General features: G+C 55.2%; 28 protein-coding genes and 1 pseudogene. 22 read left to right on the forward strand and 7 right to left on the reverse strand.

Going from position 1 to position 25,412, the window contains the following annotated elements:
- Positions 1-32 precede the first annotated feature (32 nt).
- Positions 33-1,175: a glycoside hydrolase family 73 protein gene (locus FD34_RS05555; RefSeq protein ID WP_057807582.1), complete on the forward strand. Its 1,143-nt coding sequence runs from the start codon at positions 33-35 to the stop codon at positions 1,173-1,175.
- A 33-nt stretch (positions 1,176-1,208) separates the two neighbouring features.
- On the opposite strand, the gene FD34_RS05560 is transcribed toward FD34_RS05555, so the two are convergent.
- Entirely contained in the window at positions 1,209-1,841 is a 633-nt protein-coding gene (locus FD34_RS05560) for a deoxynucleoside kinase (RefSeq protein ID WP_057807584.1), read from the reverse strand.
- Positions 1,842-2,027: 186 nt separating this feature from the next.
- Here FD34_RS05560 and FD34_RS05565 point away from each other — a divergent pair, with 186 nt between their 5' ends.
- The 6 genes from FD34_RS05565 (at position 2,028) to FD34_RS05590 (ending at position 6,315) form a co-directional block, all read left to right on the forward strand.
- Positions 2,028-2,636, forward strand: a complete 609-nt coding sequence (locus FD34_RS05565; protein ID WP_057807586.1) for a hypothetical protein — start codon at positions 2,028-2,030, stop codon at positions 2,634-2,636.
- Positions 2,637-2,696: 60 nt separating this feature from the next.
- Entirely contained in the window at positions 2,697-3,716 is a 1,020-nt protein-coding gene (gene rbsR, locus FD34_RS05570) for a ribose utilization transcriptional repressor RbsR (protein WP_057807588.1), read from the forward strand.
- 18 nt (positions 3,717-3,734) lie between these two features.
- Positions 3,735-4,655, forward strand: a complete 921-nt coding sequence (gene rbsK, locus FD34_RS05575) for a ribokinase (protein WP_057807590.1) — start codon at positions 3,735-3,737, stop codon at positions 4,653-4,655.
- A 92-nt stretch (positions 4,656-4,747) separates the two neighbouring features.
- Positions 4,748-4,975: a hypothetical protein gene (locus FD34_RS05580; protein ID WP_057807592.1), complete on the forward strand. Its 228-nt coding sequence runs from the start codon at positions 4,748-4,750 to the stop codon at positions 4,973-4,975.
- A complete protein-coding gene (locus FD34_RS05585) occupies positions 4,968-5,642 on the forward strand; it encodes a CPBP family intramembrane glutamic endopeptidase (protein ID WP_191980205.1) in 675 nt (224 codons plus the stop codon). Before FD34_RS05580 ends, FD34_RS05585 begins: the two co-directional genes overlap by 8 nt.
- Before the next feature lie 379 nt (positions 5,643-6,021).
- The gene (locus FD34_RS05590) at positions 6,022-6,315 is read left to right on the forward strand and encodes a heavy metal-binding domain-containing protein (RefSeq protein ID WP_057807595.1); all 294 of its coding nucleotides are present in this window, start codon (positions 6,022-6,024) and stop codon (positions 6,313-6,315) included.
- A gap of 14 nt (positions 6,316-6,329) precedes the next feature.
- Here the strand turns inward: FD34_RS05590 and FD34_RS05595 are convergent, their stop codons facing one another.
- On the reverse strand, positions 6,330-7,046 hold the full coding sequence (locus FD34_RS05595; protein WP_083479895.1) for an ion transporter: 717 nt from the start codon (positions 7,044-7,046) through the stop codon (positions 6,330-6,332).
- A gap of 695 nt (positions 7,047-7,741) precedes the next feature.
- Here FD34_RS05595 and msrA point away from each other — a divergent pair.
- A complete protein-coding gene (msrA, locus tag FD34_RS05600; RefSeq protein ID WP_057807597.1) occupies positions 7,742-8,266 on the forward strand; it encodes a peptide-methionine (S)-S-oxide reductase MsrA in 525 nt (174 codons plus the stop codon).
- Between the two features lie 86 nt (positions 8,267-8,352).
- On the opposite strand, the gene FD34_RS05605 is transcribed toward msrA, so the two are convergent.
- Complete coding sequence (locus FD34_RS05605) at positions 8,353-11,238, reverse strand: YfhO family protein (RefSeq protein ID WP_057807599.1); 2,886 nt, start codon at positions 11,236-11,238, stop codon at positions 8,353-8,355.
- A gap of 102 nt (positions 11,239-11,340) precedes the next feature.
- Entirely contained in the window at positions 11,341-12,090 is a 750-nt protein-coding gene (locus FD34_RS05610) for a potassium channel family protein (RefSeq protein ID WP_057807600.1), read from the reverse strand.
- Between the two features lie 140 nt (positions 12,091-12,230).
- Between FD34_RS05610 and FD34_RS05615 the strand changes: the two genes are divergently transcribed.
- The 6 genes from FD34_RS05615 (at position 12,231) to FD34_RS05640 (ending at position 15,947) form a co-directional block, all read left to right on the forward strand.
- Positions 12,231-12,743, forward strand: a complete 513-nt coding sequence (locus tag FD34_RS05615) for a hypothetical protein (RefSeq protein ID WP_057807602.1) — start codon at positions 12,231-12,233, stop codon at positions 12,741-12,743.
- Between the two features lie 26 nt (positions 12,744-12,769).
- Positions 12,770-13,039 (forward strand): hypothetical protein, encoded by a 270-nt coding sequence (locus tag FD34_RS05620; protein WP_057807725.1) that lies wholly within the window; start codon positions 12,770-12,772, stop codon positions 13,037-13,039.
- Between the two features lie 150 nt (positions 13,040-13,189).
- On the forward strand, positions 13,190-13,456 hold the full coding sequence (locus tag FD34_RS05625) for an AbrB/MazE/SpoVT family DNA-binding domain-containing protein (protein WP_057807604.1): 267 nt from the start codon (positions 13,190-13,192) through the stop codon (positions 13,454-13,456).
- An 8-nt stretch (positions 13,457-13,464) separates the two neighbouring features.
- Positions 13,465-13,791: a type II toxin-antitoxin system PemK/MazF family toxin gene (locus FD34_RS05630; RefSeq protein WP_235805999.1), complete on the forward strand. Its 327-nt coding sequence runs from the start codon at positions 13,465-13,467 to the stop codon at positions 13,789-13,791.
- Positions 13,792-14,015: 224 nt separating this feature from the next.
- Entirely contained in the window at positions 14,016-15,356 is a 1,341-nt protein-coding gene (locus FD34_RS05635) for an APC family permease (RefSeq protein ID WP_057807608.1), read from the forward strand.
- Positions 15,357-15,698: 342 nt separating this feature from the next.
- Positions 15,699-15,947, forward strand: a complete 249-nt coding sequence (locus tag FD34_RS05640; protein ID WP_057807610.1) for a hypothetical protein — start codon at positions 15,699-15,701, stop codon at positions 15,945-15,947.
- Here FD34_RS05640 and FD34_RS05645 read toward each other — a convergent pair.
- Positions 15,944-16,756, reverse strand: a complete 813-nt coding sequence (locus FD34_RS05645) for a Cof-type HAD-IIB family hydrolase (protein ID WP_057807612.1) — start codon at positions 16,754-16,756, stop codon at positions 15,944-15,946. The two genes, FD34_RS05640 and FD34_RS05645, sit on opposite strands and share 4 nt — an antisense overlap.
- Positions 16,757-16,906: 150 nt before the next feature.
- Here FD34_RS05645 and FD34_RS05650 point away from each other — a divergent pair, with 150 nt between their 5' ends.
- From FD34_RS05650 to FD34_RS05685, 8 genes and pseudogenes are all read left to right on the forward strand, one after another.
- A complete protein-coding gene (locus FD34_RS05650) occupies positions 16,907-18,286 on the forward strand; it encodes an RsmB/NOP family class I SAM-dependent RNA methyltransferase (protein WP_057807614.1) in 1,380 nt (459 codons plus the stop codon).
- Between the two features lie 12 nt (positions 18,287-18,298).
- Entirely contained in the window at positions 18,299-19,165 is an 867-nt protein-coding gene (locus FD34_RS05655; protein WP_057807616.1) for an SPFH domain-containing protein, read from the forward strand.
- Between the two features lie 16 nt (positions 19,166-19,181).
- Positions 19,182-20,927 (forward strand): sensor histidine kinase, encoded by a 1,746-nt coding sequence (locus FD34_RS05660; protein ID WP_057807618.1) that lies wholly within the window; start codon positions 19,182-19,184, stop codon positions 20,925-20,927.
- 2 nt (positions 20,928-20,929) lie between these two features.
- Positions 20,930-21,661 (forward strand): LytR/AlgR family response regulator transcription factor, encoded by a 732-nt coding sequence (locus tag FD34_RS05665; protein ID WP_057807620.1) that lies wholly within the window; start codon positions 20,930-20,932, stop codon positions 21,659-21,661.
- 45 nt (positions 21,662-21,706) lie between these two features.
- Positions 21,707-21,973: pseudogene (locus FD34_RS05670) on the forward strand (type II toxin-antitoxin system PemK/MazF family toxin); the annotation flags it as partial.
- Positions 21,974-22,292: 319 nt separating this feature from the next.
- Positions 22,293-22,700, forward strand: a complete 408-nt coding sequence (locus tag FD34_RS05675; protein WP_057807621.1) for a CidA/LrgA family protein — start codon at positions 22,293-22,295, stop codon at positions 22,698-22,700.
- Positions 22,701-22,714: 14 nt separating this feature from the next.
- A complete protein-coding gene (locus tag FD34_RS05680; protein WP_057807623.1) occupies positions 22,715-23,455 on the forward strand; it encodes an LrgB family protein in 741 nt (246 codons plus the stop codon).
- 24 nt (positions 23,456-23,479) lie between these two features.
- On the forward strand, positions 23,480-24,448 hold the full coding sequence (locus tag FD34_RS05685) for an L-lactate dehydrogenase (RefSeq protein WP_057807625.1): 969 nt from the start codon (positions 23,480-23,482) through the stop codon (positions 24,446-24,448).
- Positions 24,449-24,490: 42 nt separating this feature from the next.
- On the opposite strand, the gene FD34_RS05690 is transcribed toward FD34_RS05685, so the two are convergent.
- Both FD34_RS05690 and FD34_RS05695 read right to left on the reverse strand, forming a co-directional pair.
- Positions 24,491-24,799: a type II toxin-antitoxin system YafQ family toxin gene (locus FD34_RS05690; RefSeq protein WP_057807627.1), complete on the reverse strand. Its 309-nt coding sequence runs from the start codon at positions 24,797-24,799 to the stop codon at positions 24,491-24,493.
- Positions 24,799-25,083, reverse strand: a complete 285-nt coding sequence (locus FD34_RS05695; protein ID WP_057807629.1) for a type II toxin-antitoxin system RelB/DinJ family antitoxin — start codon at positions 25,081-25,083, stop codon at positions 24,799-24,801. Before FD34_RS05695 ends, FD34_RS05690 begins: the two co-directional genes overlap by 1 nt.
- Between the last annotated feature and the right edge of the window lie 329 nt (positions 25,084-25,412).

Genomic DNA, 25,412 nt, shown 5'->3' on the forward strand with positions numbered 1-25,412 from the left:
ATTAATAGGGACACGAAAACGGAGGGATGACAATGAAAAAACCAATCTTGATCAGTGCCGTCGCCGCCCTGGCGATTGTCCAGCCGGGGATGGTCGCAACGGCCAGTGTAATGCATGATCCAATTCAGGAGGCCACTCACGCCATCATCAGCCAACAACCGGTTGATGAGCAGGCCATCCGCCAGCAGGGGGCCGCGTACGCCACGGCCTTCTTGAATGCCTTTCGCCAGTACAGTGCCAGCTACCGTCAGGCTTTCGCCCAGGGGGTGGCGGATGGCCGTCAGGGACGGGTCCGCGCCGTCAGCGGCAACGTGGCTAGTGCGGCCTACCAGCGCGGCCTGGCCCGTGGTCGGCAGCTCCGGGCGGCTGATGCACCGCAGAATGCCACGGGACAACCGGCGGGGACGGTGATGCCGGATAACGATGACCAGCAGGCACTACCGGTCGGCGATCAGGGGGCGGCCAACGACGGGAGTACGATCACTGGACCTGCCGATTCGGGGGATTACGCGACGCAGGTGCCGACCAACGACCAGCGGGCCTTCATCAACCGCCTGGCCACGGCTGCCCAGCGGGTGGGGGCCGAATACGACCTCTACCCGTCGGTGATCATCGCCCAGGCCGCCCTAGAGAGCAGCTGGGGGACTAGCCGGCTCGGCCGGGAACCGTTCCATAATCTCTTCGGGGTGAAGGGTTACTTTGCTGGGCAGACAACGCGTCAGCCGACCAGCGAATACCAGGACGGCCGTCAGCTCCTGGTGGTCGATAACTTCCGCCGCTACCAGAGTGACGAGGCGGCCCTGCGCGACTACGCTGAGACCCTCCAGGCGCCGCTCTACCGTGGGGTTCACCGCCAGTACGCCAGCAGCTATCGCCAGGCCACCCACGCTCTCCAGGGACGGTACGCGACCGATCCCCAGTACGAACAGAAGCTCAACCGCCTGATCGACGGCTTTAAGCTGACCCGCTACGACCACCAGCCCCGCCATGCCGCGGCTGGCCACACGACCCCGGTTAAGGTCAGGGTGGCCGATGACCGGGTGGCCCAGCCAGCGCCGGCGGCCAAGCCACGTCACCAGGAGGGGCACCACCATCTTTCAACGGTGGCCTCCGTGCTTGGCGGGCTGAGTTCCGCAGGCCTGGTCGAGCTGGCCCGCCGCTTGCTTTTAAAATGAAAAAGACCGAGAATCTAATCTCAGTCTCTTGGTTTAGCGGATCGAAGCCAGGCGGTCGTCGATCATCCCCAGGACGGTCGCCACGTTCTTCGGGTCCTCCAGGTCGTAGGTCTCCAGGTCGATCTTCATCTTTGGACTGGCGTCGTAGTCCTTGTACCATTGCTTGTAGGCGCTCCACATCTTGTAGTAGTAGTCCTTAAGCTCCGGGTTATCGTCGATCTGCTCGTAGTCGCGACCCCGCTTCTTGATCCGGTAGAGGATCGTCTCGAAGTCGGTCTCGGAATAAACCATGAGGTCCGGCGCCTTCTTCGGCAGCTGCTGCAGGTCCTTCATCATGTTATCGAGCAGGTTGAGGTAGACCTCGAGCTCGGTATCCGTGATGTTCCCCTCGGCGTTGTTTTCGCGGGTGAACAGGGCGTCCTCGTAGATTGAGCGATCGAGGACGTTGTTGTCATCGGACAGCGCCTGCTTGATCATTGAGAATCGCTTGTTCAAGAAGTAGATCTGGAGCAAGAAACCATACTGCTTCGGATCCTTGTAGTACAGTGGCAAGACGGGATTGTCGCCGACTGGTTCGAAAAATGCTTTAGTGTTAAGGTGTTCGGCGATCTTGCCCGTCAGGGTGGTCTTGCCGACACCGATCATTCCTGCTGTAATTATCACCATGATGGCCCCTCTTTACTTTTAATAGAACAGAAACCATCTTACTACAAAATGTAGTGGATTCCTATGGTAAATTTTGCTAGATTTAGTAGGAGGATGGCTTATTTATCATTTTAAAAGCAGCCAAAAACCGGCCGTGCGGCCCCAGTGGCGGGCCCGGCTGACTAATTAAATTTGAGGAGAAATCGTATGGAAAAGATGACGGAACGCATGGTACGTGAACAGCTGGCCCTGGCCAAGCAGGGGGGCTACCTGGTCGAGGTCCATAACCTGCCGGGGGATGACTACTTCAACGTCGGCTTCGTAGTGGGGATCGACCCGACCTTCTGCCTGCTGATCAGCATTGACTGGGACGGGAAGATCAACGGCCTGATCGTCATCCGAATCAGCAGCATCCAGTCGGTCATCAAGGGCAGCGACTACCTGACGACCGTCTCCGAGAAGACCAAGGTGGCCCACCGCTACCACTACTTTGACATCTTTAGCGTGCAGGAGTTTCTCGACGATCATCCGGAAATCACCAGCGGTAACTTACTCGGCAACGCCCTGCAGGACGCCTATGCTCACCAGCTGCCAGTCGTGGTGGGGACGCAGAAGTACAAGGGCAATGACGACTTTTTCGGCCGGATCGTCCAGCTCGACCGCATCCAGTTGGTTCTCCACTACTTCAACGAGCATGACCTGTCGTCTCTGTGGGAATACCGGGTCCTGCTCGCCCAGGTTGACTACCTGCGCTTCCGGGGTACCCAGATGGCCACCGGTCAGCAGATCTTCAAGGATATTTTCCCCGAAGAATAATTGCAACGGTCCGCAAAGTAATATAAAGTTAAGGTAGTAAACGAAAGTGGTGGGACCAACATGAGTAAAAAAGTAACAATTCGCGATATTGCCTGGCTCGCTGGCGTCTCGGTGACGACGGTGTCCCAGATCCTCAATGGCAAGGGGGAGCGCTTCAGTAAGAAGACCCAGGACAAGATCTTTAAGCTGCGCGACGAGTACGGCTACGTGCCAGACTTCAACGCCCGCAGCCTGATCCTCCGCCGGTCATCAAGCATGATCGGGGTCCTGGTGCCCAACATCTCCAGCCCCTTCTTTGGCACCTTCGTCGAGGGGGTCCAGGAGGTGGCCCAGCACGAGCGGATGATCCCACTGATCTTCAGTGCCAACCGGAATGCCGAGTTGGAGCAGAACTACCTCTCCCAGATGCTGGAGCGGTCGATCGACGGGCTGATCATCGCCAGTGCCACTATGACCACCGACACGATCGACAAGATCATCGGGGCCCGGGACGTTCCCTACATCCTCTTCGACCAGAACTACGCCCAGGAGGGGACCCGGGTGCTGACCGATGACTACCACGGCGGTGAGCTGGCGGCCCAGCACCTGGCCGACCTCGGTCACCGCAAGATCGCACTCCTGGAGCCCCGGGAGCTGAGTGAGAACTTCACCCAGCGCTTGACCGGTTTCAAGGACCGCCTGGCCAAGAACAACATCAAACTCGATATGGCCCATGACGTGGTCCGGACCCCGCTGAGTCGGCAGGGCGGCTATGACGCGGCTGAGGCGGTCATCCAGACCGGAGCCACCGCGGCCTTTGCCGGCAATGATGACATGGCGATCGGCCTGATGCGGGGGCTGAGCGAACGGGGCATCAAGGTGCCGGATCAGGTTTCGGTGATCGGCTACGATAATATCTACCTCGATGAATACGTCTCGCCACAGTTGACGACGATCAGCCAGCCGATCACAGACCTGGGGATCGGGGCGGCTAAGATGCTGCTCAACAAGATCCATTCTGATCAGACCCAGGAGCAGATTCAGCGCTTCCCGGTGGAGCTGATCCAGCGGCAGAGCACGGCAAGATTACACGAGGCATGATAAAAGGAGTGATTAATAATGAGTAACAAGGTAACGGTAGTTGGGAGCTTGAATGTTGACACGACACTGCGGATCAAGCGGATGCCGCTGCCGGGTGAGACCCTGGCGGCTGCGGACAAGACCAGTGCGGCCGGCGGTAAGGGTGCCAACCAGGCCGTTGCGGCGGCCCGTTCCGGTGCCCAGACGGCCTTTGTCGGCCAGGTCGGCAAAGACAATGGCGGTGAGATGATGATCAAGGACCTTCAGGACAACGGCATTGACACCACCGGCATCCGGGAGAACGACCAGGTCGGTACCGGCTCGGCCGCTATCCTGCTGGATTCGGATGGCCAGAACAGCATCCTGGTCTACGGTGGTGCCAACCAGCAACTGAGTGTCGATGACGTGACGGCGGCCCAGCAGCAAATCGCGGCGGCCGACTTCGTGATTGCCCAGTTCGAGACACCGCAGGCCGCGACCCTGAAGGCCTTCCAGATCGCCAAGGCCAACGGGGTTAAGACGATCCTGAACCCGGCCCCGGCCCACGAGATTGACCCGGCCCTATTGAAGTTGACCGACCTGATCATCCCCAACGAGACCGAGAGTGCATCATTGACCGGGATCATCATTACCGACGAGACCTCAATGCTGATGTCGGCGGCCAAGTTTGCCCAGATGGGGGTCCGCAACCTGATCATCACGGTCGGGGCTAAGGGGGCCTTCTACTGCACCCAGGACGGTTATAACTTCGTGCCGGCCTTCAAGGTCAACGCCGTGGACACCACCGCGGCCGGTGATACCTTCATCGGTGCCCTGTCGTCGCAACTGAAGCCGGACATGAGCAACATCGAGAAGGCCCTGGTCTACGCGCAGCGGGCCAGCTCCCTGGCGGTGCAAAAGATGGGGGCCCTGCCGTCGATCCCGACCCACGAGGCAATCATCGCCGCCAGCCGGCAATAAAGTTAACCGCTAGATAGATTGGGACCGCAGCCGTGAGGGTTGTGATCCCTTTTCAAGTCTAGTAAACTAAATGGAAAAACGAGGTAAGGCAATTGAAAGCAGAATACCTGATTAAAATCATTCTTCCGACCTTCATCATCTTTGCGGTCCTGGTCTGGCTGACGGCCGCCCACGTTATCTCCGGCTGGCTGATGTACCTGCTCTGGGTGCTGGGTTTTGTCTGCGCCAACCTGTGGGTGACCCGGGTGACGGCCAAGCGCAGCTACCACCGTTTAAGAAAGCAGCGGGAGGAGGAAGCCAAGCAGCGTAAAAATGAGTAGACTTGCCAATTTTTTCAACCTTTTCTACCGGATCGGGATCATGCTGATCCTGTTCTTTTTGATCCAGCTGCCACCGGTGGCCATCACCATTGCCAACCGCTATCTCGATAATCTCGGCCTGACAATCATCCTGGTGGCGATCTTCTTGATGCTCTTTGCCTTCATTATCGGCTGGGCCCGGCGCCTTTATCGCCAGTATGACCAGCTGGGACAAGGCGGACACCTACGATTGGGGCTGGTGGCCGGTGGTTACCTGACCCTGCTGGTTGGGATGATGTTCTTCGGCCAGCTGAACATGCTGCTCTTTCACCAGACGCAGACCGCCAACAACGCCGCCGTCGCCCAGATGCTTAACCATAACCAGTTGGCCACCATCGTCTTTGTCATCGCGTCCTGCACCCTGACCCCCGTGGCCGAGGAGCTGATCTTCCGTGGGGTGTTGACCAACCTCTTCTTCCCGACCAGTTGGTTCTGGCCCAAGCTGGTCCTGTCGGGGCTGGTCTTTTCCTGTGCCCACCTCAGTACCAACGTGGTCAGCTTCTGTACCTACCTTTTCATGGGGATGGTGCTGGCCTATGTCTACCGGCGGTCAGGGTCGCTCAAGAACTCGATTGCCCTCCATGCCATCAACAACATCGTGGCGATGGCCGTCCTGCTGAAAATTTAAAATAGCTCTTGTAATCGCTTCCACGAGATGGTATATTAAAAGCGTGGAAGGAAAGAAGAAATGAGGACATGATTCGTCATGGCACCTCCCACTAGTTCAAAGCGCCGAAGGAAGTTACGGAGTAGGCTAGAAGCAACATAAGTGTGACCAGAAGCATCGATTAAAGTTTTGAGTTCGTTTAAGTTCTGTAATAAGGTCACCAGGGTGCACTTTGGCAGTGGTTATACAAATGCGACTTTGCGGAAGTTTAGAATCAAAGATAATGGTAATGTGATTAGTTCCAGTGCAAAGTGGCAAGATTCCTTCCGTGAGTTATCGAAGGACATGGGCTCCGTGCCTGTGTCCTTTTCTTGTACTATAATATTCACGAGGTGATTAAATGTTTTTATCAACCGAAGCCTTTCCCCAGGCCCACCGGATTCTGGGGATCGTCAACGCGACCAGTCACCTGATGTTGCCGAGTGAGGACATCGACGCCTTTGAGTCGATGGACCAGCTGTTCAGCGAGGTCGAGGGCAAACTCAAGTCACGGGCAACAGCCAAGGGGGCCGATGGGGTGGTCAACGTCCGCTTCACCACGAACGTCGCTAACGTCCAGGTGGCCCCGAAGTTCCTGGTGGTGACCGGGTATGGAACCATGATTCAATTGATCAATAAGAAAAAGATGAAGTGATGCCTGTAAGAGGTTCACTTCATCTTTTTTGGGTCGGTCTTAAGTTCACGGATCTCGGCGGCGAGCTGCTGGTTAGTCTTTTCGAGGCGGTCGAGCTTGTCGAGGATCCGCTGCATTCGGTCATCCGCGTGGTCGTGGATGAAGAGGTTGGTCAACGAGCTGGTCAGCATGCCGACGATCCCGATCCCAACGATCATCAAAAAGATCGCGGCGAGCTTGCCGATGAAGGTGTGCGGCGAGATGTCACCGTAACCGATGGTGGTCGCCGTGGCGATGGCCCACCAGAGCGAGCGGCCGTAAGAGACGTGCTCACTGATTGAGTACATCGAGGCCGCAATGACCAGGATGGCGATGCTGGTGTAGATGATGTAGATCAGGCCGTTGGTGTGGAGGAGACGGTTCAGCTTTCCAGTCAGTCCGATCAGGCGTAGCAGGCGGAAGATCTGGAAGAAGCGGGCTAGCCGCCCCAGCCGGAAGATGTTGAATGCCGGTGAGGCGGGGATGATTGAGAGTAGGTCGAAGATGTTATCGCGGAAGAACTTCTTCTTGTCCTTGGCGAGCGTCAGCCGGCCAAAGTAGTCGATCGTAAATATGACCAGGAGGATGTTGTTGAGCAGCTCGGGGTAGCCGTTGTTCAGGCTGATGACCCCACCGAAGTCCAGGGTGATCAGGAAGATCGAGACGAGGGCGAGGATCGCCATCACGATGTCGTATAGCTTGTTTTTGGTCAAATAATTCACGGTCTTTTCGTTAATTTTACCCCAATTATATCAGATCTAGGTGGGGGACTGTGGGCCAAAAGGGCGTTGGCTGCTCACCACTGCAGGTGGCCGTGCCGAAATCAAGCCGGTTTGACCTGGGAGATCCGTGGTCACTACGCCCAATCAGGGTATATAATGGCTTCAGGAAACTAAAATAGGAAGTGGCTTTTATGGACAAGAAGAAGGTCCTCCACCAGCTGTGGAACTTTTTGCAACTGTGTATTGCGGCCCTGTTGCTGTACTACATTGTTAACTACCTCGACATGTTGATCAAGTAAGGGAAAGGGACAGCGCGGCTGCCCCTTTTTTGATGGTGGTTGTTTGGCGACTTATTTGAACAAATTGATTGAACAGAAGATATAATGTTCATATCAATCAGAGGGAGAAATTAGCCACATGAACAAGACCGACTACATCGATCATCTGCACCTCCAGCCGCATTCAGAAGGGGGCTGGTACCAGCGGTCTACCACAGTGCCGACACCTGCCGACGACGGTGGACTAGGAGCGTTACTATTACATGTTAATGGCAGGTCGTCAGGGCCTACCAGACCGAAGAAACCAAGCACGTCATCGACAAGACCTACAAGGGCGCACAACAGGCCGCATGGCCAATCTATGGTCGCAACTAAGGCCCATTTACAGAAGACGAGGAGGAATTTCAGATGAGTTTTGATACAGCAATTTTTGCGGGTGGTTGTTTCTGGTGCATGGTCCAACCTTTTGATACCTACCCCGGCATCGAGAAGGTGGAGTCCGGCTATACCGGCGGCCACGGGGCCAACCCGACCTATGAGCAGGTCAAGTCGGGCACGACCGGTCACACCGAGGCGGTGCGGATCACCTTTGACCCGGCCAAGATTTCGTACAAAGAGCTGGTCGAGATCTACTGGCACCAGACCGACCCGACGGACGCGATGGGCCAGTTCCAGGACCGTGGCGACAACTATCGGCCGGTGATCTTTGTCAAGGATGAGGAGCAGCGCCGGATCGCCGAAGCCTCCAAGCACCACCTCCAGGAGAGTGCGCTCTTCGGCGATGCTAAGATCGTCACCCAGATCGAGGACGCCCAGCCCTTCTACCTGGCTGAGGACTACCACCAGGACTTCTACAAGAAAAATCCGGAACGCTACGCCGCCCAGGAGGCCGGTGGACGCGAACGGTTCAAGCAGGAACACTGGGGTGAATGAGCACCCGGCACCCTGCACAATTCCTAGATAACAAAAGCATCCCCGCTCCCGGCGTGAAACCAGGAACGGGGATGCTTTTCACTTATTTACCTGCGGCGCTTGACGACCAGGGTGACTGCGGCGGCTAAACCGGTCCAGACCAGCCCGACCAGGGAGATCCATGCCCCGGTACGCAGACCCGGTGTCTGGTAGGTGAAGGTGACGTGGTGGGTTCCTGCCGGCAGCCGGATGCCGAGGAAGGCCTGGTTGGTGCGGACGGTCGTCGCCGGCTGGCCGTTGACCGTGACCCGCCAGCCACTGGAGTAAGGGATCGAGGAAGTCAGGACCCCGGTGCGCGGCGTCGTGATCCGGCCACTGACCCGGTTACGGCTGAACTTGAGATCAGTCAGGGCATGGCGTTGGATGGCCCGAACCTCACGGGTGTAGTTACCGTCGAGTTTCTCGGCGACCACCCGGTACTTTAGTTCGTAGTTTCCCAGCTTTGACGGCTTGAAGGTCAACTTCTGCGGTAGGTTACCGGAGTAGTAGCCAACGTTTAGGGTACCATTGGTGACGTGCTTGAAGAGGGAGAGGACGTTCTGCTTGGCCTGGACGACGCTGGCGGTCCCAAAGCGACTGAAGTAGTTCAGCTTAAACGAGATGTCCGGCGACCCGTTCAGGACGTGGTAGCGCCAGTAGCGGTACTTGTTGAAGCGCTGGTTGAAGACGCTACCCGGGTTGTCGGCCATCGCCGCCCGGTGCTTCATATCATAGTGGATCTGCTCCTTCATGGTGAAGGGGGTGTATTTGATCTTCGTAAACTCGATGTGGAGCTCACTGCCCCGGACCCGCTGGCGAAAGGCCTTACTCTGCATCTGCGGGAACTGCAGCTGGTATTTCTCGTCACTGTCGACGTACTTGAGCTGGGCCGGGTTGACCTTGTTGAAGCGGTTGGAGACCAGGACACTCTTGATTGGGATAACGGCCGAATGGAGCGTTGCCGGCCGCATCCCGGTCGTCTTGCCGGAGATGACGACCCCGCTGGCCAACGCCCGTTCCCGCTGGGTCGGCGACAGCTTCCGGTAGCGGGATTGGCTGATGTAGCGGTCCTGCCAGTAGAGCAATGGGAAGGCATTGTTAGTCTTGTAGCGCTCGGTCTGGATCGGGATCAGCTGGTCCTTGCTGGTGGCGGAGCTGGGCTGGCCGACGTCGTAGTTGATGATCGGCTGGCTGGTTTTGTCCAAGAAATAGCCGGCTGGCAGCTTGGTGGCGTTGTCACCGTTGCTCTGGACGAAGAGGTAGCGGACGCCAAAGAAGTTGTTCATCACGGTCCGGTCGTCTGCCTGGCGGATCGGAATGTTGGCCTGGTACTGGTTGTTCTGCAGGGCGGTGTTAAACTGGCCGAGGTACTTATTCTGCAGGGAGTAGTAGGAGTCAATGTTGTGCAAGCCCGAGGTCAGGTCGTTGTCGAGGTTGGGACCCTCGATGATCTGGTTTTGACTGATCGTCGAAACCCGGTAGGCCGGACTCCGGCTCAGCCCCTGGTCGAGCCCGCCGTAACGGTTGGCGGTGATTGCCTGGTACTCACCCCGCGACAGCATCTTGTCGGTGAAGTCCCCCTTGTAGGGAAAGGCGGCATAGATGGCGTTGAAACCGGCGTTGAGCAGGACGATGGCCAGCAGCCACCGGTCCGGGAAGCGGGTCTTGTGGAAGGTGATCAGCCAGAGGGCCATCAGGGAGACGATCAGAAAGAGGACCGGCATGAAGATGTCGTCGTTATTAGCAAAGTAGAAGGTGACGACCAGGATCGCTAGGTAGACGGCCGTCGCAATGTTGAGGATCCAGAGGGTGCGGTGCGAGAAGTGGGGCGCGTCCTGGGCGAGGATGCAGACCGCCATCGCCAGCGGCAGGTAGATCAACAGCGTCCAGCGGTTGGAGGCCGACATCATCCCGTTGAAGAAGGCACCGACTGCCGGGATCAGAAGCATCACTAAGGAAAAGGCCAGACTAATTGTCAACAGGGGGTACTTGCGGGGCCGGGAGTAGATGTAGACCAGGGCTAAAAAGCCGATTGAGACCACCCCGAGGGCCGTCCAGTACATGAAGTACCATTGCCCCCCGTTGATCAGCTGCTTGGGTAAGAAGAGGTAGTAATAAAGTGGGTAGACCTTGAGGCCGTTAGCAAACTGAGCCCCGGTCCGGGTCGAGTTGGTGACGGCCAGGATCTCGGGTACCAACAGGATCGCCGAGACCAGGAAGCTGGTGACGGTGGCAAAGGCCAGCTTGCCCAGGGTCTTCAGGTAGTTCAGGCTGGTCCGGTAGTGGGTGGCCACCCGGAGAATTAGGTAGGCCAGGGCACCGATACCGAGGACGAAGGCGAGGTAGTAGTTGCTGACCAGCATCCAGGTGAAGACCCCGGTCAGCGGCCAGGCCGATCCCCCCTGCAGGACCCGTTCGATTTGAACAATGATGAGCGGGAAGAGGATGAAGGGGGTGGTGAAGAAGGGCTGGGCGATCGCGGCGTAGAGGAGGAAGGCGTTGACCGTGTAGGCGACCGTCCCGATCAGGATCACCTGGTTGCGCAGGTTGAAGTGCTGGGCGAAGTAGACGAAGGCCAGGCCGATGCAATACATCCGGACCATCCCGATCACCTGGTAGGCCAGGGTCATCTTGGCGGCCGGGAAGAGGAGGGCCAGGTAGGCGAAGACGTCACCGATCGTGTAGTAGGAGTAGACCGAAAAGGTGTCGGTCCCCAGCCCCATCTGCCAGGACCAGAACGTCAAGCGACCGGGGTGGTGGAGAAATTCGATCAACGCCGCCCGGTACTTGACCAAAAGGGGCAGGTGCTGGTTGAGGGCGTCCTTGCTGAGGATGAAGGTATGCCCGGTCACCAGGTAGGTGCCGAAGATACAGGCCGCTAGGAAGACGAACATGACGGTATATTCTAGGTAGAGTTTGCGCAGGCCGGATCGGCGGGTGAATGAAAAGTCCATGATTACTCCTCGAAAACGTGATTATCAAATATTAATATTCTAGCATCTTATCGGGATGCATGGTGAAAAAATCCGCCAGGCGACCTGCCTGACGGTTTTCACTCACTTGTCATTGTCGCGGTTATCCTGTTTGGTGTGGGCGACCAGGAGCTGTTTGATTTCATCGAGATCGGCGTGGAGCTGGTGGTTCTCAGCCTCCAGGCGGTCGAGCTGCTTGCTCATGGCGGCCTCGTCTTTCTTGGCGAAGAACTCGGTGATCGTCCCGGTCAGCATCCCGATAAAACCGATCCCCAGCAGCATCAATATGATGGCGGCACCCCGGCCGATTTCAGTTTTGGGGATGACGTCTCCGTAGGCGATGGTCGTGGCGGTGGTGATGGCCCACCAGAGGGCGGTCTGGTAGGAAACCTTCTCGGAGATGCAGAACATTGCGGCGGTCACCATGATCACGGCGATACTGATGTAGAGGTAGTAGACCAGTTCGTTACGTTTGAAGAAGCTGGCCAATCTTCCGGTGAAGCCGATTAGGCGGAGGAGCCGGAAGAGCTTGAGCATCCGGAAGGTCTCCCCAATCTGGGCGATCCGAAAGAAGAAGAACAGGGAGTTGGCCGGGATGATCGAGAGCAGGTCGAAGATGTGGTGCTTGAAGAAGGCCTTCTTGTCGTCGGCCAGGACCAGGCTGGTGAAGTAGTCGACCACAAAGACCAGCCAGATCCCGTTGTCAATCAGGTTATAGGGGTAGGCATCGATGTCGATCTCCTTGGCATAGTACGCCAGCAGCATGACGATCGAGATGATCGCGAGGATGGCGATGATGACTTGGTAGATAATATAAGTAAGTTTGTTGTGCACGATTTGCGCCACTTTTCTCCAGTTGAATTTAGTTTCTGTATCAATAATAGTATAATTAGGGTGAATACAATAGCGTTTTTGAAACTTTGTGCCGGAAAGGTCCGGTTGCAACGGTGCATTTAGGGGAAATGGGGAAGACAATGCTTAACAAGAGTGACTTACAGCTAATTGAATCCGAATTGATCGCCATGGAGGAGCCCTACCTGGCGACGTTGGCCAGCGACATCCACGCCGACCCGGCCGCGCTGCTAGCGGTGCACAATGGCCAGAGCTTCGTGACCAGCCTCAGCCTGAGCGTCCTCCAGCGGATCAACGCCTACTTCCGGGACTTTCCGCCCTTCAATAGCGCCACCGGGGAGGTCATTGACGACCTCAACCAGTTGCGGCTGAGTTGTGACTACCGCCACGTCCACGACCTCCTCCAGCAGGAGATCATGGAGTACAACTTCTACCATGACACCGACCTGGACGCCTACAGCCCGATCTGGGTCGAGCGCGACAGCCAGACCGCGCCGGGTGAGGGTTACCGGGCAATCGTTAACTTCTACCTGCCGGCCCTCGGTGGGGTACCGCAGTCGGAGACGACCCTGTACGAGAGCCTGGTCGGTGACGTGATGACCGAGATGGCGATCATGGGCTGGCAGTTTGACTAGGAAAATTAGATTGGGAGATGATCAACATGAATAAGACGTTTATGAGCGGTTATTATCAGGGGGTCGTCGAGGTGGCCCCGGCATCGCTGTCCGCCGCCAAGGTCGAGGAGCTGGCGGTGACGATGACTATCCAGCACCTCCGCCACGCCGGGGTGGCCATCACCACGATCCATGACTTCCTGGTTGACAACCTCCACGCCGATGCCCGCCTGGTCAGTCGCTACATCAACTGCGACGCCGACCAGCTGGAGACCGCCCAGGCAAAGATCCTGGCGGGGGCTTTTGCGAAAAAATAGGATACTATATTTATCATATTTGAATGCTTCCTTGATAAGACGTTGAATGATGGTGTTTTATGGGGGATGTGACTTCTTTGAATGGGCACAGACGTTAGGCTATAATATAAAGTAAGAAGTAAGACGTACCATAATAAGGGAGGGATCGTTATGGATAATGCCGTAATCGGTAAGGTATCACAAAAGGGACAAATCGTCATTCCGGCAGCCATTCGAAAAGCATTAGGTCTGCAAAAGGGGACGGAGGTTTCATTCGAGGTTAAGAATAATGAAATTCGGATAAAGAAATTACCGACGGCGCTTGATTGGGCTGATCTCGTTAAGCAGATTCCCGTTGAGAATATTGAAATTGATGAGCATGGTCACTATGATCCCAAAGCGCATCCGGACTTTCATGATTGGATGGTCAATGGCTAATGAAACCGATGGACATTTATATTGCCAGCGTGCCGTTTGATGAAGGAACGGACGATAAGGTACAACCAGCCTTGGTAATTGAAGTCGCAAGTGAGAAGGTAATTGTCTTTAAAATTACCAGTCAATATAAGCAAAAATCGGCACAGATTAAACGATTGTACTATCCGATTAAGGAGTGGCAAGCGGCAGGACTTCGAAAGAAATCTTACGTTGATACCCATAAATTGTATCGGCTGTCTAAAAAATTAATTTTCAGTCAACGACCGATCGGAAAGCTGACGGATGTTGATCGTTTAGGATTATTTGAGTTTATTAATCAATTGAAGAATGGATAACGATTGTCGCTATTTGAAGAATAACCCGTTAGTCGTTACGCTAATGGGGATAGCTAGTGGCAGCGAGAACGTAGAACGAAGCAGCGATTTTATCCATACTTAGCCGCTTAATCTTTAAAAGGTTGGGCGGCCCTTTCTTTGTCTAATCTTTTTTTAATCTTTTCTTAATTAAAGAGATCTGCTACAATAGGTAATTGTAATATAAAGAAAAGGATGTGATTAGGATGGAGAAACCACAAACGACAACTGAGGAGCTCAACCGTTCCTTGGGCCTGTGGTCAGCATTATCAATCGTTATTGGAACGATTATCGGTTCCGGAATCTTCTTCAAGCAAGCTTCAGTATTGGATAGTGCGGGTTCCTCCAGCCTCGCATTGCTTGCCTGGGTCATCGGTGGGGTCATCACCCTGACTTCGGGGCTGACCGTCGCCGAGATCGGGGCCCAGATGCCATACACCGGGGGCCTCTACGTCTACATTGAAAACATCTACGGCCGCCTGCTGGGCTTTCTATCCGGCTGGATGCAGGCAATCGTCTACGGCCCCGCGATCATCGCGGCCGTGGCCGGCTTCATGAGTATCCTGATGACGGAGCTCTTCGGTCTGTCTGCCGCCTGGCGGGTGCCGCTAGCGGTGGTGACCATCCTGGCAATCGGGGGGATGAACCTCCTCGATAACCGGGTCGGTGCCGGCTTTGCGATCCTGACGACGGCCGGGAAGCTGATCCCGATCGCGGCGATCATCGTCTTCGGCCTCTTCTTCGGCCATGAGGACGCGATTGGCCAGACGGTCAGCCAGGTCCAGCAGTCCAGTGGCAACTTCGGGGTGGCCGTCTTGGCGACCCTCTTCGGTTATGACGGCTGGATTTTAATCGCCAACCTCGGTGGGGAGATGAAGAATCCCCAGAAGCTCCTCCCTAAGGCGATCATCATCGGGATCACGACGGTCCTGGTGATCTACACCCTGATTACCTTCGGCGTCTTCCGCTTCCTGCCGGCGGATAAGATCCACCAGCTCGGTGAGGGGGCGACCGGCTACCTGGCCACGGCGGCCTTTGGCAAGGTCGGTGGCCGCCTGCTTTCGATTGGGATCATCATCTCAATGATGGGGACGATCAACGGTAAGATCATGACCTTCCCGCGGATCGTCTACGCGATGGCTAAGCGTCGTGACCTGCCCTTCTCCCGCTACCTGGCCTACGTTACCCCGAAGGCCAAGGAGCCGGTGGTAGCGATCGGCTTCATCCTCGCCCTGGCGACGGTTATGATGTGCTTCTTTGACCCCGACCACCTGTCGGACCTCTGTGTCTTCACGGTCTACTGCTTCTACACGCTGGCCTTCTTCGGGATCTTCATCCTGCGCCGACGTAATAAGGGCAAGGAGCGGCCATTCTCGACCCCGCTCTACCCATGGATTCCGCTGATCTCAATTGCCGGGGGCCTCTTCGTGTTGGTCAGCGAGGTCTTCAATGATCCCTGGGGAGTGGTCCTCTTCGTCGGGATCACCATCCTCGGCCTGCCAGTTCTCTGGGTGGTCAAGGAGATGGATAAGCGCCGTCAGATGTGAAATTGAATAGTTAAATGAGTCCTGCTTGACAGAGCAGGGCTTTTTATATGGAATCGTTATTTTAATTTACGCCCGGGCCAACTATAATGGGGAGGAAAGCCTAGTCTGGGGATGATAACTAAAAAAGGGGGTGGCACTGGCCTGGTCAGTACCACCCCAATGGGAATATGAGAAAAATAAGGAAGGGACCATCAATGATTTAATCACCTGATCCCTCCCGGTAGAAGTATGTTGGCGAAAGCAATTGCAGAATTGCCTTCCCATCTATTATAACAAAATTTTTTATAATAAGTTAGTGATATTGAATAATTCTTTTTATCAGTTTTGAAGGGGGCCAATATTATGCGGCAGAAGGTATCAATCGGGCTGGCCATCCTGGGCCTGGCCATCATCGTCTATGCACTGACCTTAGACGGGCAGAACCGGCTGGCAACGATCACCCTGGGGGTTATTGTTGCCTGTGGTGGGGGCCTGATGATCTTGTCCAGCGGTCGGTGGTTTCAGGGCCACCGGGCGGTGAGCGGGCTGATCTCCGTCCTATTCGTCCTGGTTATCATCGGTTACCTGCTGAAGATGACCGTGCTGGGTTAGACGGACAGCTTGAAGTAGGCCTGGAGGTACTTGGCCAGGCCATTGTGATCGTTGTCGACGGGGGTAACATCGTCGGCAACTTTTTTGATGGCCGGGATGGCGTTTTGCATGGCGACCCCACGGCCAGCGGCGTCGAGCATCTCCAGGTCGTTGTGCTCATCCCCAAAGGCAATGATGTTGTCCTTGCTGATGTTATACTGCTTGGCGATGTAATACATCCCTGATTCCTTGTGGGTCCCGCGGTGGATCAGCTCCAGGATGTGGTACTGACCACCCCAGACCCGGGGCTCCACGTAGTCGCCGTACTTCTCGTTGACTGCCTTGATGATCTCCTGCTCGTGGTCGGGCTGGTACTCGATCGTCAAGGCAATCGGGTTAGCGTCGAGGTTGCTAGCCGTCAGCAGCTGGTTCTTAGCCAGGTGGTTCGGTAGGAACTCGGGCAGGTGGTTGCTGGCGTGGTTGGCCCAGACGTGGAACTTGTTCTCCACCGTGATCGTGTCGATGCCGAGCTGCTTATGCTGGGCGAGTAGGTCGAGGGCCAGTTCGCGGGTCAGCTCGACGTCATACTCCTTGTCCCAGTGCTCGTGGGGGATGTGGGCCAGAGCCCCGTTGAAGTTGACCATCGGCGTCTTGATACCGATCTGGTCGTAGATCCGCTGGGCAATCCGGTAGGGCCGGCCGGTGATGATGCTGACGATATGGCCAGCATGAGCCGCGGCGCGCAGGGTTTTAATCGTCTCCGCCGTCAATTGGGACTGGTTATTCAAAGTGGTTCCATCGAGGTCGATGGCAATTAAATGTTGGTTCACAGTTCAGTTCACTTCCTATAAACAATTTTAGTTAAATATTATACGCGGCTGGGGCCGGAAAGTTAACTGATTTGTCATAATCCCCGGTCTGGCCGGTTCAGCTTACCGAGAAAATACGGTACAATAAAAGCAACAAAAGGAGGAAATGTGTTGCAATTACCTGAGGAATTCATTGAGAAATATCGACGCCTGCTGGGGGATGAGGCCCCGGCATTCTTGGCGTCCTTTGACCAGTCCAGCCATAGTGGCTTCCGGGTCAACCCACTGAAGGCCGCCCCGACGGCCACCATTGACAAGGCGACGGGGCGGGTACCGTATGTGCCAACCGGCTACTACGGGACGGTCGACGGTAAGTCCCTCGACCACGTCACTGGGGCGATTTACAGCCAAGAACCGTCCGCCATGTACGTCGGCGAGGTGGTCGACCCACAGCCCGGGGAGCGGGTCCTCGACCTCTGTGCGGCCCCCGGTGGGAAAACAACCCACCTGGTGGCGAAGATGAAGGATACCGGCCTCCTGGTGGCCAACGAGATCTTTCGCAAGCGGGCCAAGGTCCTGGCCGAGAACCTGGAACGGTGGGGGACCAGGAGTACGGTCGTGATGAACGAAAGTCCTGCCGACCTGGAGGAGCAGTTTTCCCACTTCTTCGACCGGATCCTGGTCGACGCCCCCTGTTCAGGTGAGGGGATGTTTCGCAAGGAACCGGCCGGGATCGAATACTGGAATCCCGACTACCCGGCCGAGTGTGCCAACCGCCAGCGCAAGATCCTGGCCTCAGCCATGAGGATACTCAAGCCGGGTGGAATCCTGGTTTATTCGACCTGCACCTTCGCCCCCGAGGAGGACGAGCAGAACCTGGCCTGGCTGCTGGCCACCTATCCAGACCTGAAGACGGTGCCAATCAAGAAGTACCCGGGGATGGATGATGGCCGGCCGGACTGGGCTGACAATAACCCGGCCCTGGCCGATGCCGTCCGCCTCTTTCCCCACCACATCGCCGGGGAGGGCCACTTCATCGCCAAGCTGCAGAATGGTGAACCAGCGGCGGGGGCAGTGCCAGCGCCGGCCAAACGTCGGCGTAAGAAGAAACAGCGCCACCAGCAGCGGTCCGGACTGGATAAGGCAGCCCAGGCCGAGTTTGCGGCCGTCCGCGACGCCCTGCAGCCGGGCTACGAGCCCAAGCGCCTGTTGACCTTTGGTGACCAGCTCTATGCCCTGCCGTCTGGGATGCCAGCAGACCTGGCCGGGATGACCATCCTGCGACCCGGCCTCCACCTGGGCACTTTCAAGAAGAACCGCTTTGAACCAGCCCTTGCTTGGGCCCTGGCGACCGATCCGGCGACCTGCCCGACGACATTGGCGTTGGACCATGACCAGTGGCGCCAGTACGTCCATGGTGACGTGGTGACTGTTGAATCGGGCCACCCCAATGGCTGGTACTTGTTGACCTGCGACGGGTTTGCGACCGGCTTCGGTAAGCTGGTCGGGACCACGGTCAAGAACTTCTATCCCAAGGGATTACGTTTTTAGGGGGAATATATAATGAAAGAGAAAAATGTGTTTCACGTTAACGGCTACCTGGGCCTCCTGATTGCGATCATCGGCGCTGTAGCCGGCTGCTGGCTGGTCGTCCGTGGCTACCAGGCCGGCCGGATGGGGGTCATCGTCACCGGGGGGATTATCCTGGCGATCGTGATTATCTTCAGCACCTCACTGACGATCATCCAGCCCAACGAGGCTAAGGTGCTGACCTTCTTTGGGAACTACATCGGTACGATCCGCGATGCCGGCTTGTTTATGACGGTGCCCTTCACCGATAAGCAGCGGGTCTCACTGCGGGTCTGCAACTTCAACAGCCAGATCCTCAAGGTCAACGACTCCAAGGGGAACCCGGTCGAGATCGCCGCGGTGATCGTCTACAAGGTGGTTGACACCGCCAAGACCCTCTTCTCGGTCGATGACTACGAGCAGTTTGTTCAGATTCAGAGTGAATCGGCGGTTCGGCACGTGGCCAGCGAATACCCGTACGATACCTTCGAGGACAATTCTGCCCTGACCCTGCGGAGCAACCCGACCGAGGTCTCAAACCGCCTGACCGCCGAGCTCCAGGACCGGCTGAACGTCGCCGGGGTCAAGATCATCGAGACCCGGCTGACCCACCTGGCCTACGCCACCGAGATTGCCAGTGCCATGCTGCAGAAACAGCAGTCGGCGGCCATCCTCTCGGCCCGTAAAATCATCGTCGAGGGGGCGGTCTCGATCACCGAGGACGCCATCGACCGCCTGGCCAAAGAGGCCAAGCTTAACCTGACCGATGAGCAGCGCCTCCAGATCATCAACAACATCATGGTGGCCATCATCTCCGAACGGGGGACCCAGCCGGTCATCAATACCGGGACCCAGCAGTAAACGGGTGGTCGCAGCCATGTTTTACCTAACCATTCTAATGATCGAGCGGGTCGGCTTCGTCATCATCCTGGCCTTTCTGTTGGTCAACGTCCCGGCCTTTCGCCGGCTGATGTCTTCAGACCGGTTGATCGACCGGGTTCAATTGACGATTATTTTCGCCATCTTTGCCATTTTGGCCAACAGTACCGGGATCGAGATTGACCCGGCCAACCAGCTCCATGACAAGGTCTTCTTGACCACTATTTCCGAGAACTATTCGATCGTCAACGCCCGGATCCTGGCCGTTTCGGTTGCCGGGATCATTGGTGGACCCTGGGTTGGTGGGGCGGTTGGCTTGATTGCCGGCCTCCACCGGGTCATGTTGGGCAATATGGCGGCCCAGTCCTGGTTCTACGTGCCCAGTTCGGTTCTGATCGGGCTCTTGTCCGGATATCTCTACAATGACCGGCGGAACCCCTTTGCGGTGATGAGCCCCTGGCATGGTTTCCTGGTCGGCCTGTTGATGGAAAGCATCCAGATGGTCTTCATCTTCTTATTTAGTCCGACCGGTTGGACACTGGTTCAATACATTGCCCTACCGATGATCCTGGTCAACTCGGTCGGGACCTCGGTCTTCCTGTCAATCATCGGCATGTTCCGGCGCCAGGAGGAGGAGACCCGGGCGATGCAGACCCATTCGGTCCTTGAGCTGACCAAGGAGACCCTGCCATACCTGCGCAACGGGTTGAACATGCAGTCCGCCCGTCAGGTGGTCAGGGCCATCAAACGCCACACCAACTTTGATGCCGTCAGCCTCACCGACCGCCAGACCATCCTGGCCCACGTCGGCGCGGGGAGTGACCACCACATCCCCGGTAAGATGATGTTGACCCACCTCTCGGAGACCGTCATCGAAAGCGGCCGTGTCCACATTGCTCACAACCGTGACGAGATTGGCTGTTCCCACCGTGACTGTCCACTGGAGGCGGCGATCGTGGTGCCGCTGCGGATCCGTGAACGGGTTGTCGGCACCCTGAAGATGTACTACACGGCCGCCTGGCGTCTGACGCCGGTGGAGGTTCAGCTGGCTGAGGGACTCGGCGAGATCTTCGCCAACCAGATCGCCCTCGGCCAGGCCGAGATGCAGGCCAAGCTGGTCCGCGACGCCGAGATCAAGTCCCTCCAGGCCCAGGTCAACCCGCACTTCTTCTTCAACGCCATCAACACGATCAGCGCGATGATGCGGCGGGATAGTGAAAAGGCCCGCCAGCTCCTCCTTCAGTTGAGCACCTACTTCCGGGCCAACCTGATTGGGGCGCGGTCAACGCAGATCACCTTGGCGCAGGAGCGCGACCATGTTCACGCCTACCTGACCCTGGAGCAGACCCGCTTCCCGGACCGGTTTAAGGTTAATTTCAACAACACGGTGGGGGATGACGTCCTCTTGCCACCATTCACGATCCAGGTGTTGGTCGAAAACGCCCTCAAGCACGCCTTTGGCCACCGGATGCACGGTAATGTCGTCAACATCAACCTGGCGGCGGTGGGGGACAGGCTCCAGATCAAGGTGGCCGATAACGGGGAGGGGATTGCCCCCAACATTCTTGGTAGGCTGGGGCATGAACCGGTCCGGTCCAGCCACGGAACCGGGACCGCCCTGCAAAACCTTAACCAGCGTTTGGTCGGCCTGTACGACAAGCGGAGTCAGCTGAACTTCGCGACCAGTCAGGCCGGCACCACGGTTACCATTTCAATTCCGCTAGTTACGAAAGGGGAATCATAATCATGAAGGTGTTAATTGTTGATGATGAGCCGCTCGCTCGTGACGAACTACACTACCTGGTCGACCAAAATCCACTGGTGACTGATATTTATGAGGCTGACGGGGTAGTCAGTGCCCAGCAGGCCGTGGACCAGGAAGCTGTCGACCTGATGTTTCTCGATATCCAATTGGCTGACGGGAGTGGGATGGCCCTGGCGGAGAGCCTGAAGAGTCGGCCGCACCATCCCTACATCGTCTTTGCCACCGCCTATGACCAGTACGCCCTCGACGCCTTTGATGCCGATGCCGTCGACTACCTGCTGAAGCCGTTCTCCCAGCAGCGGGTCAATGACGCCATCACCCGGGTTGCTAAACTGGCGGCCCCCAAGCAAGCGGCGATTACCCCACAGGACCAGCGGACCAACCCGCGCCTGTCGCTGACCAATGACGACCGGACGATTATTCTGCAGAAGGACACGATCCTCTACATCCAGACCCAGGACGGGGAGACCGCGGTCTGGGCCAAGGGTGGTCACCGGGTGGTCAGCAAACAGCCCCTGGCCGGCTTGCTCAAGCAGCTGGATCCGGCCCAGTTTATCCGGGTCCACAGGAGCTTCGCCGTCAACCTCAACATGGTCAGTGAGCTTCAGCCCAGTTTCAACCATACCTACGAGTTGACCCTAAAGGACGGCAGTAAGGTCCCGGTCAGCCGGTCCTACGTCGCCACTGTCAAGCAGGCGCTGGGGATGGCATAATTTATTATTAAACAACCTGGGAAATAAGTTTCTCGGCGCCATTATGTCGTTATGAGTACTTCTGATTATAACGAAGCAACAGGAATGTTCGTTGCTTTACCGGTAACCACTGCTAATAATTTTAATAATCCTCGTTACATGCCTATTTTAGTTAACGGCGCTAATGGGACGGGAGTTAAGGGATATGTTGTCCTATGGCAGTTACAAAATTTTAATTTTAAGGCTGGCAATGGCGTAATCGTAAATCATGTATCCGCGAGAATGCTAAAAGAGTTGCAACGTTATGTTAATGACATGGTCGGTAGTGAATGACTGCCTAAATATATAGTAGAAGAGTGCTGTGAAGTGATTTTCATGGCACTCTTTTTTCGTTGGCAATCGTTATGTCAACAAAGTAAGTACTATTTTAGCATTGAAAGATCATTTGTTTAGCTTAACCAAACTTGTGGGCACCTGAGCAAAAGTGAGGGCATCTTATCCGGGGAGGAGGGCATTTCGGACTGAATTTTGGTTATTTCAGTGTGAAAACCCGCACAAAGTAAAATATTGCGTTAAGATTGTAATTGTAAAAATATTGCAATCGCGACATCAAGCAATTATTTCTATTTATTTCTGTGGGAGGGAATATATTATGGACAAGAAGGATAAAAAGCCAGAAGCTTCCAACATTTATGTTCAAATGGGAATCTTCGCCGCTATTCTGTTTGTTTCTCAATTGATCTCTGATCTTTTTCCAAAGAGCTTCGTTGTGCCAACCCCACTGATTGGTATGGTTCTGCTCTACATCCTGTTGGCTTGCCACATCGTTAAGCTGCACCAGGTTGAAAAGTTCGGTACGTTCATGATCGGTCTTATTGCATTCCTGTTCGTTCCATCAGGTATCCAATTGGCCGCTCACCTGGACATCATGCGTCGTGAAGGTATCCAAGATGTATGTGTAATCATCATCTCCACGATCATTCTCTTGGTCGTAATTGCCTACGTTGGTGCCTTGGTTATGAGCATTCACCACAAGATCACTGGTAACAAGAAGGACTAGGGGGCGCAATAATTATGTCAGCTACAATTGCAACAAATCTAGCATTGCCATTCACTGGTATTTTCATTTCATTGATTGTTTATCTTATTGGTATGTGGTTAACCAAGATTAGTAACGGTTTCTTCCTCTTCAACCCACTGCTGGTTGGGATGGTTCTCGGGATCGTTGTTCTGGCCATCTGGGCTAAGAGCACTGGCTCCACGACCGCTGCTGTTTACACGAAGTACTACCTGCCAGGTGGTAACATCATCTTCTGGTTCCTGAACCCTGCTACCATGGCCTTCGCCATCCCGGTTTACAAGGTTAACGAAACCTTCAAGAAGTACTGGTTCGATATCATCGTTATCTGCTTCGTCGGTGGTTTCATTTCCCTGTTCCTGATTCAACTGGTATCTAAGCTCTTCGGTCTGTCCGCTGCTTCAACGGCTTCCATGCTGCCACAAGCTGCTACCACTGCCGTTGCTATGCCGATCGCTGCTGGTGTTCACGGTGTTCCTGCCGTTACCGCGATGGCATGTATCTTAAACGCCGTTGTTATCTACGCCTTGGCTGAATTCCTGATCAAGATCCTGCGGCTCGACAAGGTTTCTCCTGTTGCTACTGGTTTAGGTTTAGGTTCTGCTGGGCACACGGTTGGTTCCGTTAAGGCCCTTTCCCTTGGTGAAATTCAAGGTGCCATGGCCGGTGTCTCTGTCCTGATTATTTCTCTGGCAATGGACATCCTGGTTCCAATCTACGCAAACCTGTTCATGTAATCGGCTGACGGAGGATAACCGATTATGACCAATAATCATCAAAAAGTCGTCCTTGTCGGTGACGGTGCAGTTGGTTCAGCCTACGCCTTTGCGATGGTCCAACAGGGGCTTGCCGAAGAGTTCGCCATTGTTGATCTGACGAAGAAGCGGGCTGAAGGTGATGCTCTGGACCTGGAAGACGCGACTGTCTTCACGGCACCCAAGCAAATCTATGCTGCTGATTACGATACTTGTAAGGATGCTGATGTTGTCATCATCTGCGCGGGTGCGGCCCAGAAGCCTGGTGAAACCCGTCTGCAGCTGGTCGGCAAGAATCTCAAGATCATGCACGAGATCGTCCAGCCGATCGTGGCTTCCGGTTTCAACGGTGTCTTTATCGTTGCTGCCAACCCGGTTGACATCCTGACTTACGCAGTTCAGAAGATCTCCGGCTTTCCAGTCAACAAGGTCATCTCTTCCGGCACGTCACTGGACTCAGCCCGCTTGCGGGTGGCCCTGGCGAACCGGTTCGGGGTTGACCCCCGCGACGTCAACGTCAACGTGATGGCCGAGCACGGTGATTCTGAATTTGCCGCCTACTCGAGCGCAACCATCGGCGGCCTGCCGCTGTATGAGTTGGCCGAACAGGAGCACATCTCCCATGATGACCTGCTGAAGATCGAGGATGACGTGCGCAAGAAGGCCTACGAGATCATCAATCGCAAGGGTGCTACCTACTACGGTGTTTCCACCTGCCTGATGCGGATCACCAAGGCCATCCTGCGTGATGAAAACGCGGTTCTGCCGGTTGGTGCTTACGTCGATGGCGAGTACGGGGTCAAGGATCTTTACCTTGGTACGCCGGCCGTCATCAACGCCAACGGGATCGCCAGGGTCATCGAGGTACCCCTCGATGATTGCGAACGCGCCGCAATGACCAAGTCAGCTGAAACATTAAAGAAGACCGCCACGGATGGCATGACCAAGGTCGGCTTGGTCAACTATCTCTGGTAGTAAAGAAAACTCGTTAGTGGATTATCACTAGCGAGTTTTTTGTTACCTTAAATCACTATGAAATACTTCATTATGACTACCGACCCGTATCAGTCGAATTGTTGGATTTGTTTTATGAGGCATGTAAATAACCAGTATATCGACTCTGCCATCAGATAAATGGTACTCGTAACTGCCATTATAATTTCCGCCACGATTATTTAATATATATGGTCGATATTTGCTATTAACAATCCCATTAATTTGCAACTGCTTCAGGGTGTTCATTAGCTCGCGGATTAGTTCTGGATGGCGGCGTTTTAAATTTTTGTAGTCTCTTTTGAACTGGGCTTCGATTTTCAACTGGTACATTATTCTTTATCCAAAAAGTCCTTAAGGTCATTGATATTGGCAAAGCTTGGTGAATCGTCTGGAATAATTCCTAATTCCTTTGCTTCAGCCTCCACTAGTGCCCTTCTGGTAGTTTCTGTTGGTACCTCTGATTCTGTAACTAATTCAAACGGAACCTTCTTTTGAATAACCAATTGACGGGCTGCCAAATTAAAGTAGCCATTGATGCTCAGCCCCATCGACTTAAGCTCTTTGCTGAGTTCCTTTTTGAGCTTATCGTCGAGACGGATTGTCGTTGTTGCCATAGTAAATCCCCCTTCTTGTATTTCATTATACTATATTATTGACATACAAATATCAATATCCCGTTTCGATCATGAAGAGATGAATTTGCGCAAAGGCTTATCCACCCTTTGATACTATTTAATGATGATCATTTGTTGAATAGATGGTAGTTGGCTTCAGAGGCAGATTGTTTTGCAGCGGCGAATCAACCAGTGGGACTACAGCTGCTTTCTGGTCACACAGAACATCCCAGCGGACCGGGTCGCAATTGCCGATGATAACCTGGATGAACCCTTTAGCCTTGATACGGTGGGAAGGGGGGAAGGACGTGGTACAAAAAAGTGGCTGG

Origin of the sequence: Limosilactobacillus pontis DSM 8475, from assembly GCF_001435345.1 — a bacterium.
Classification (GTDB): domain Bacteria; phylum Bacillota; class Bacilli; order Lactobacillales; family Lactobacillaceae; genus Limosilactobacillus; species Limosilactobacillus pontis.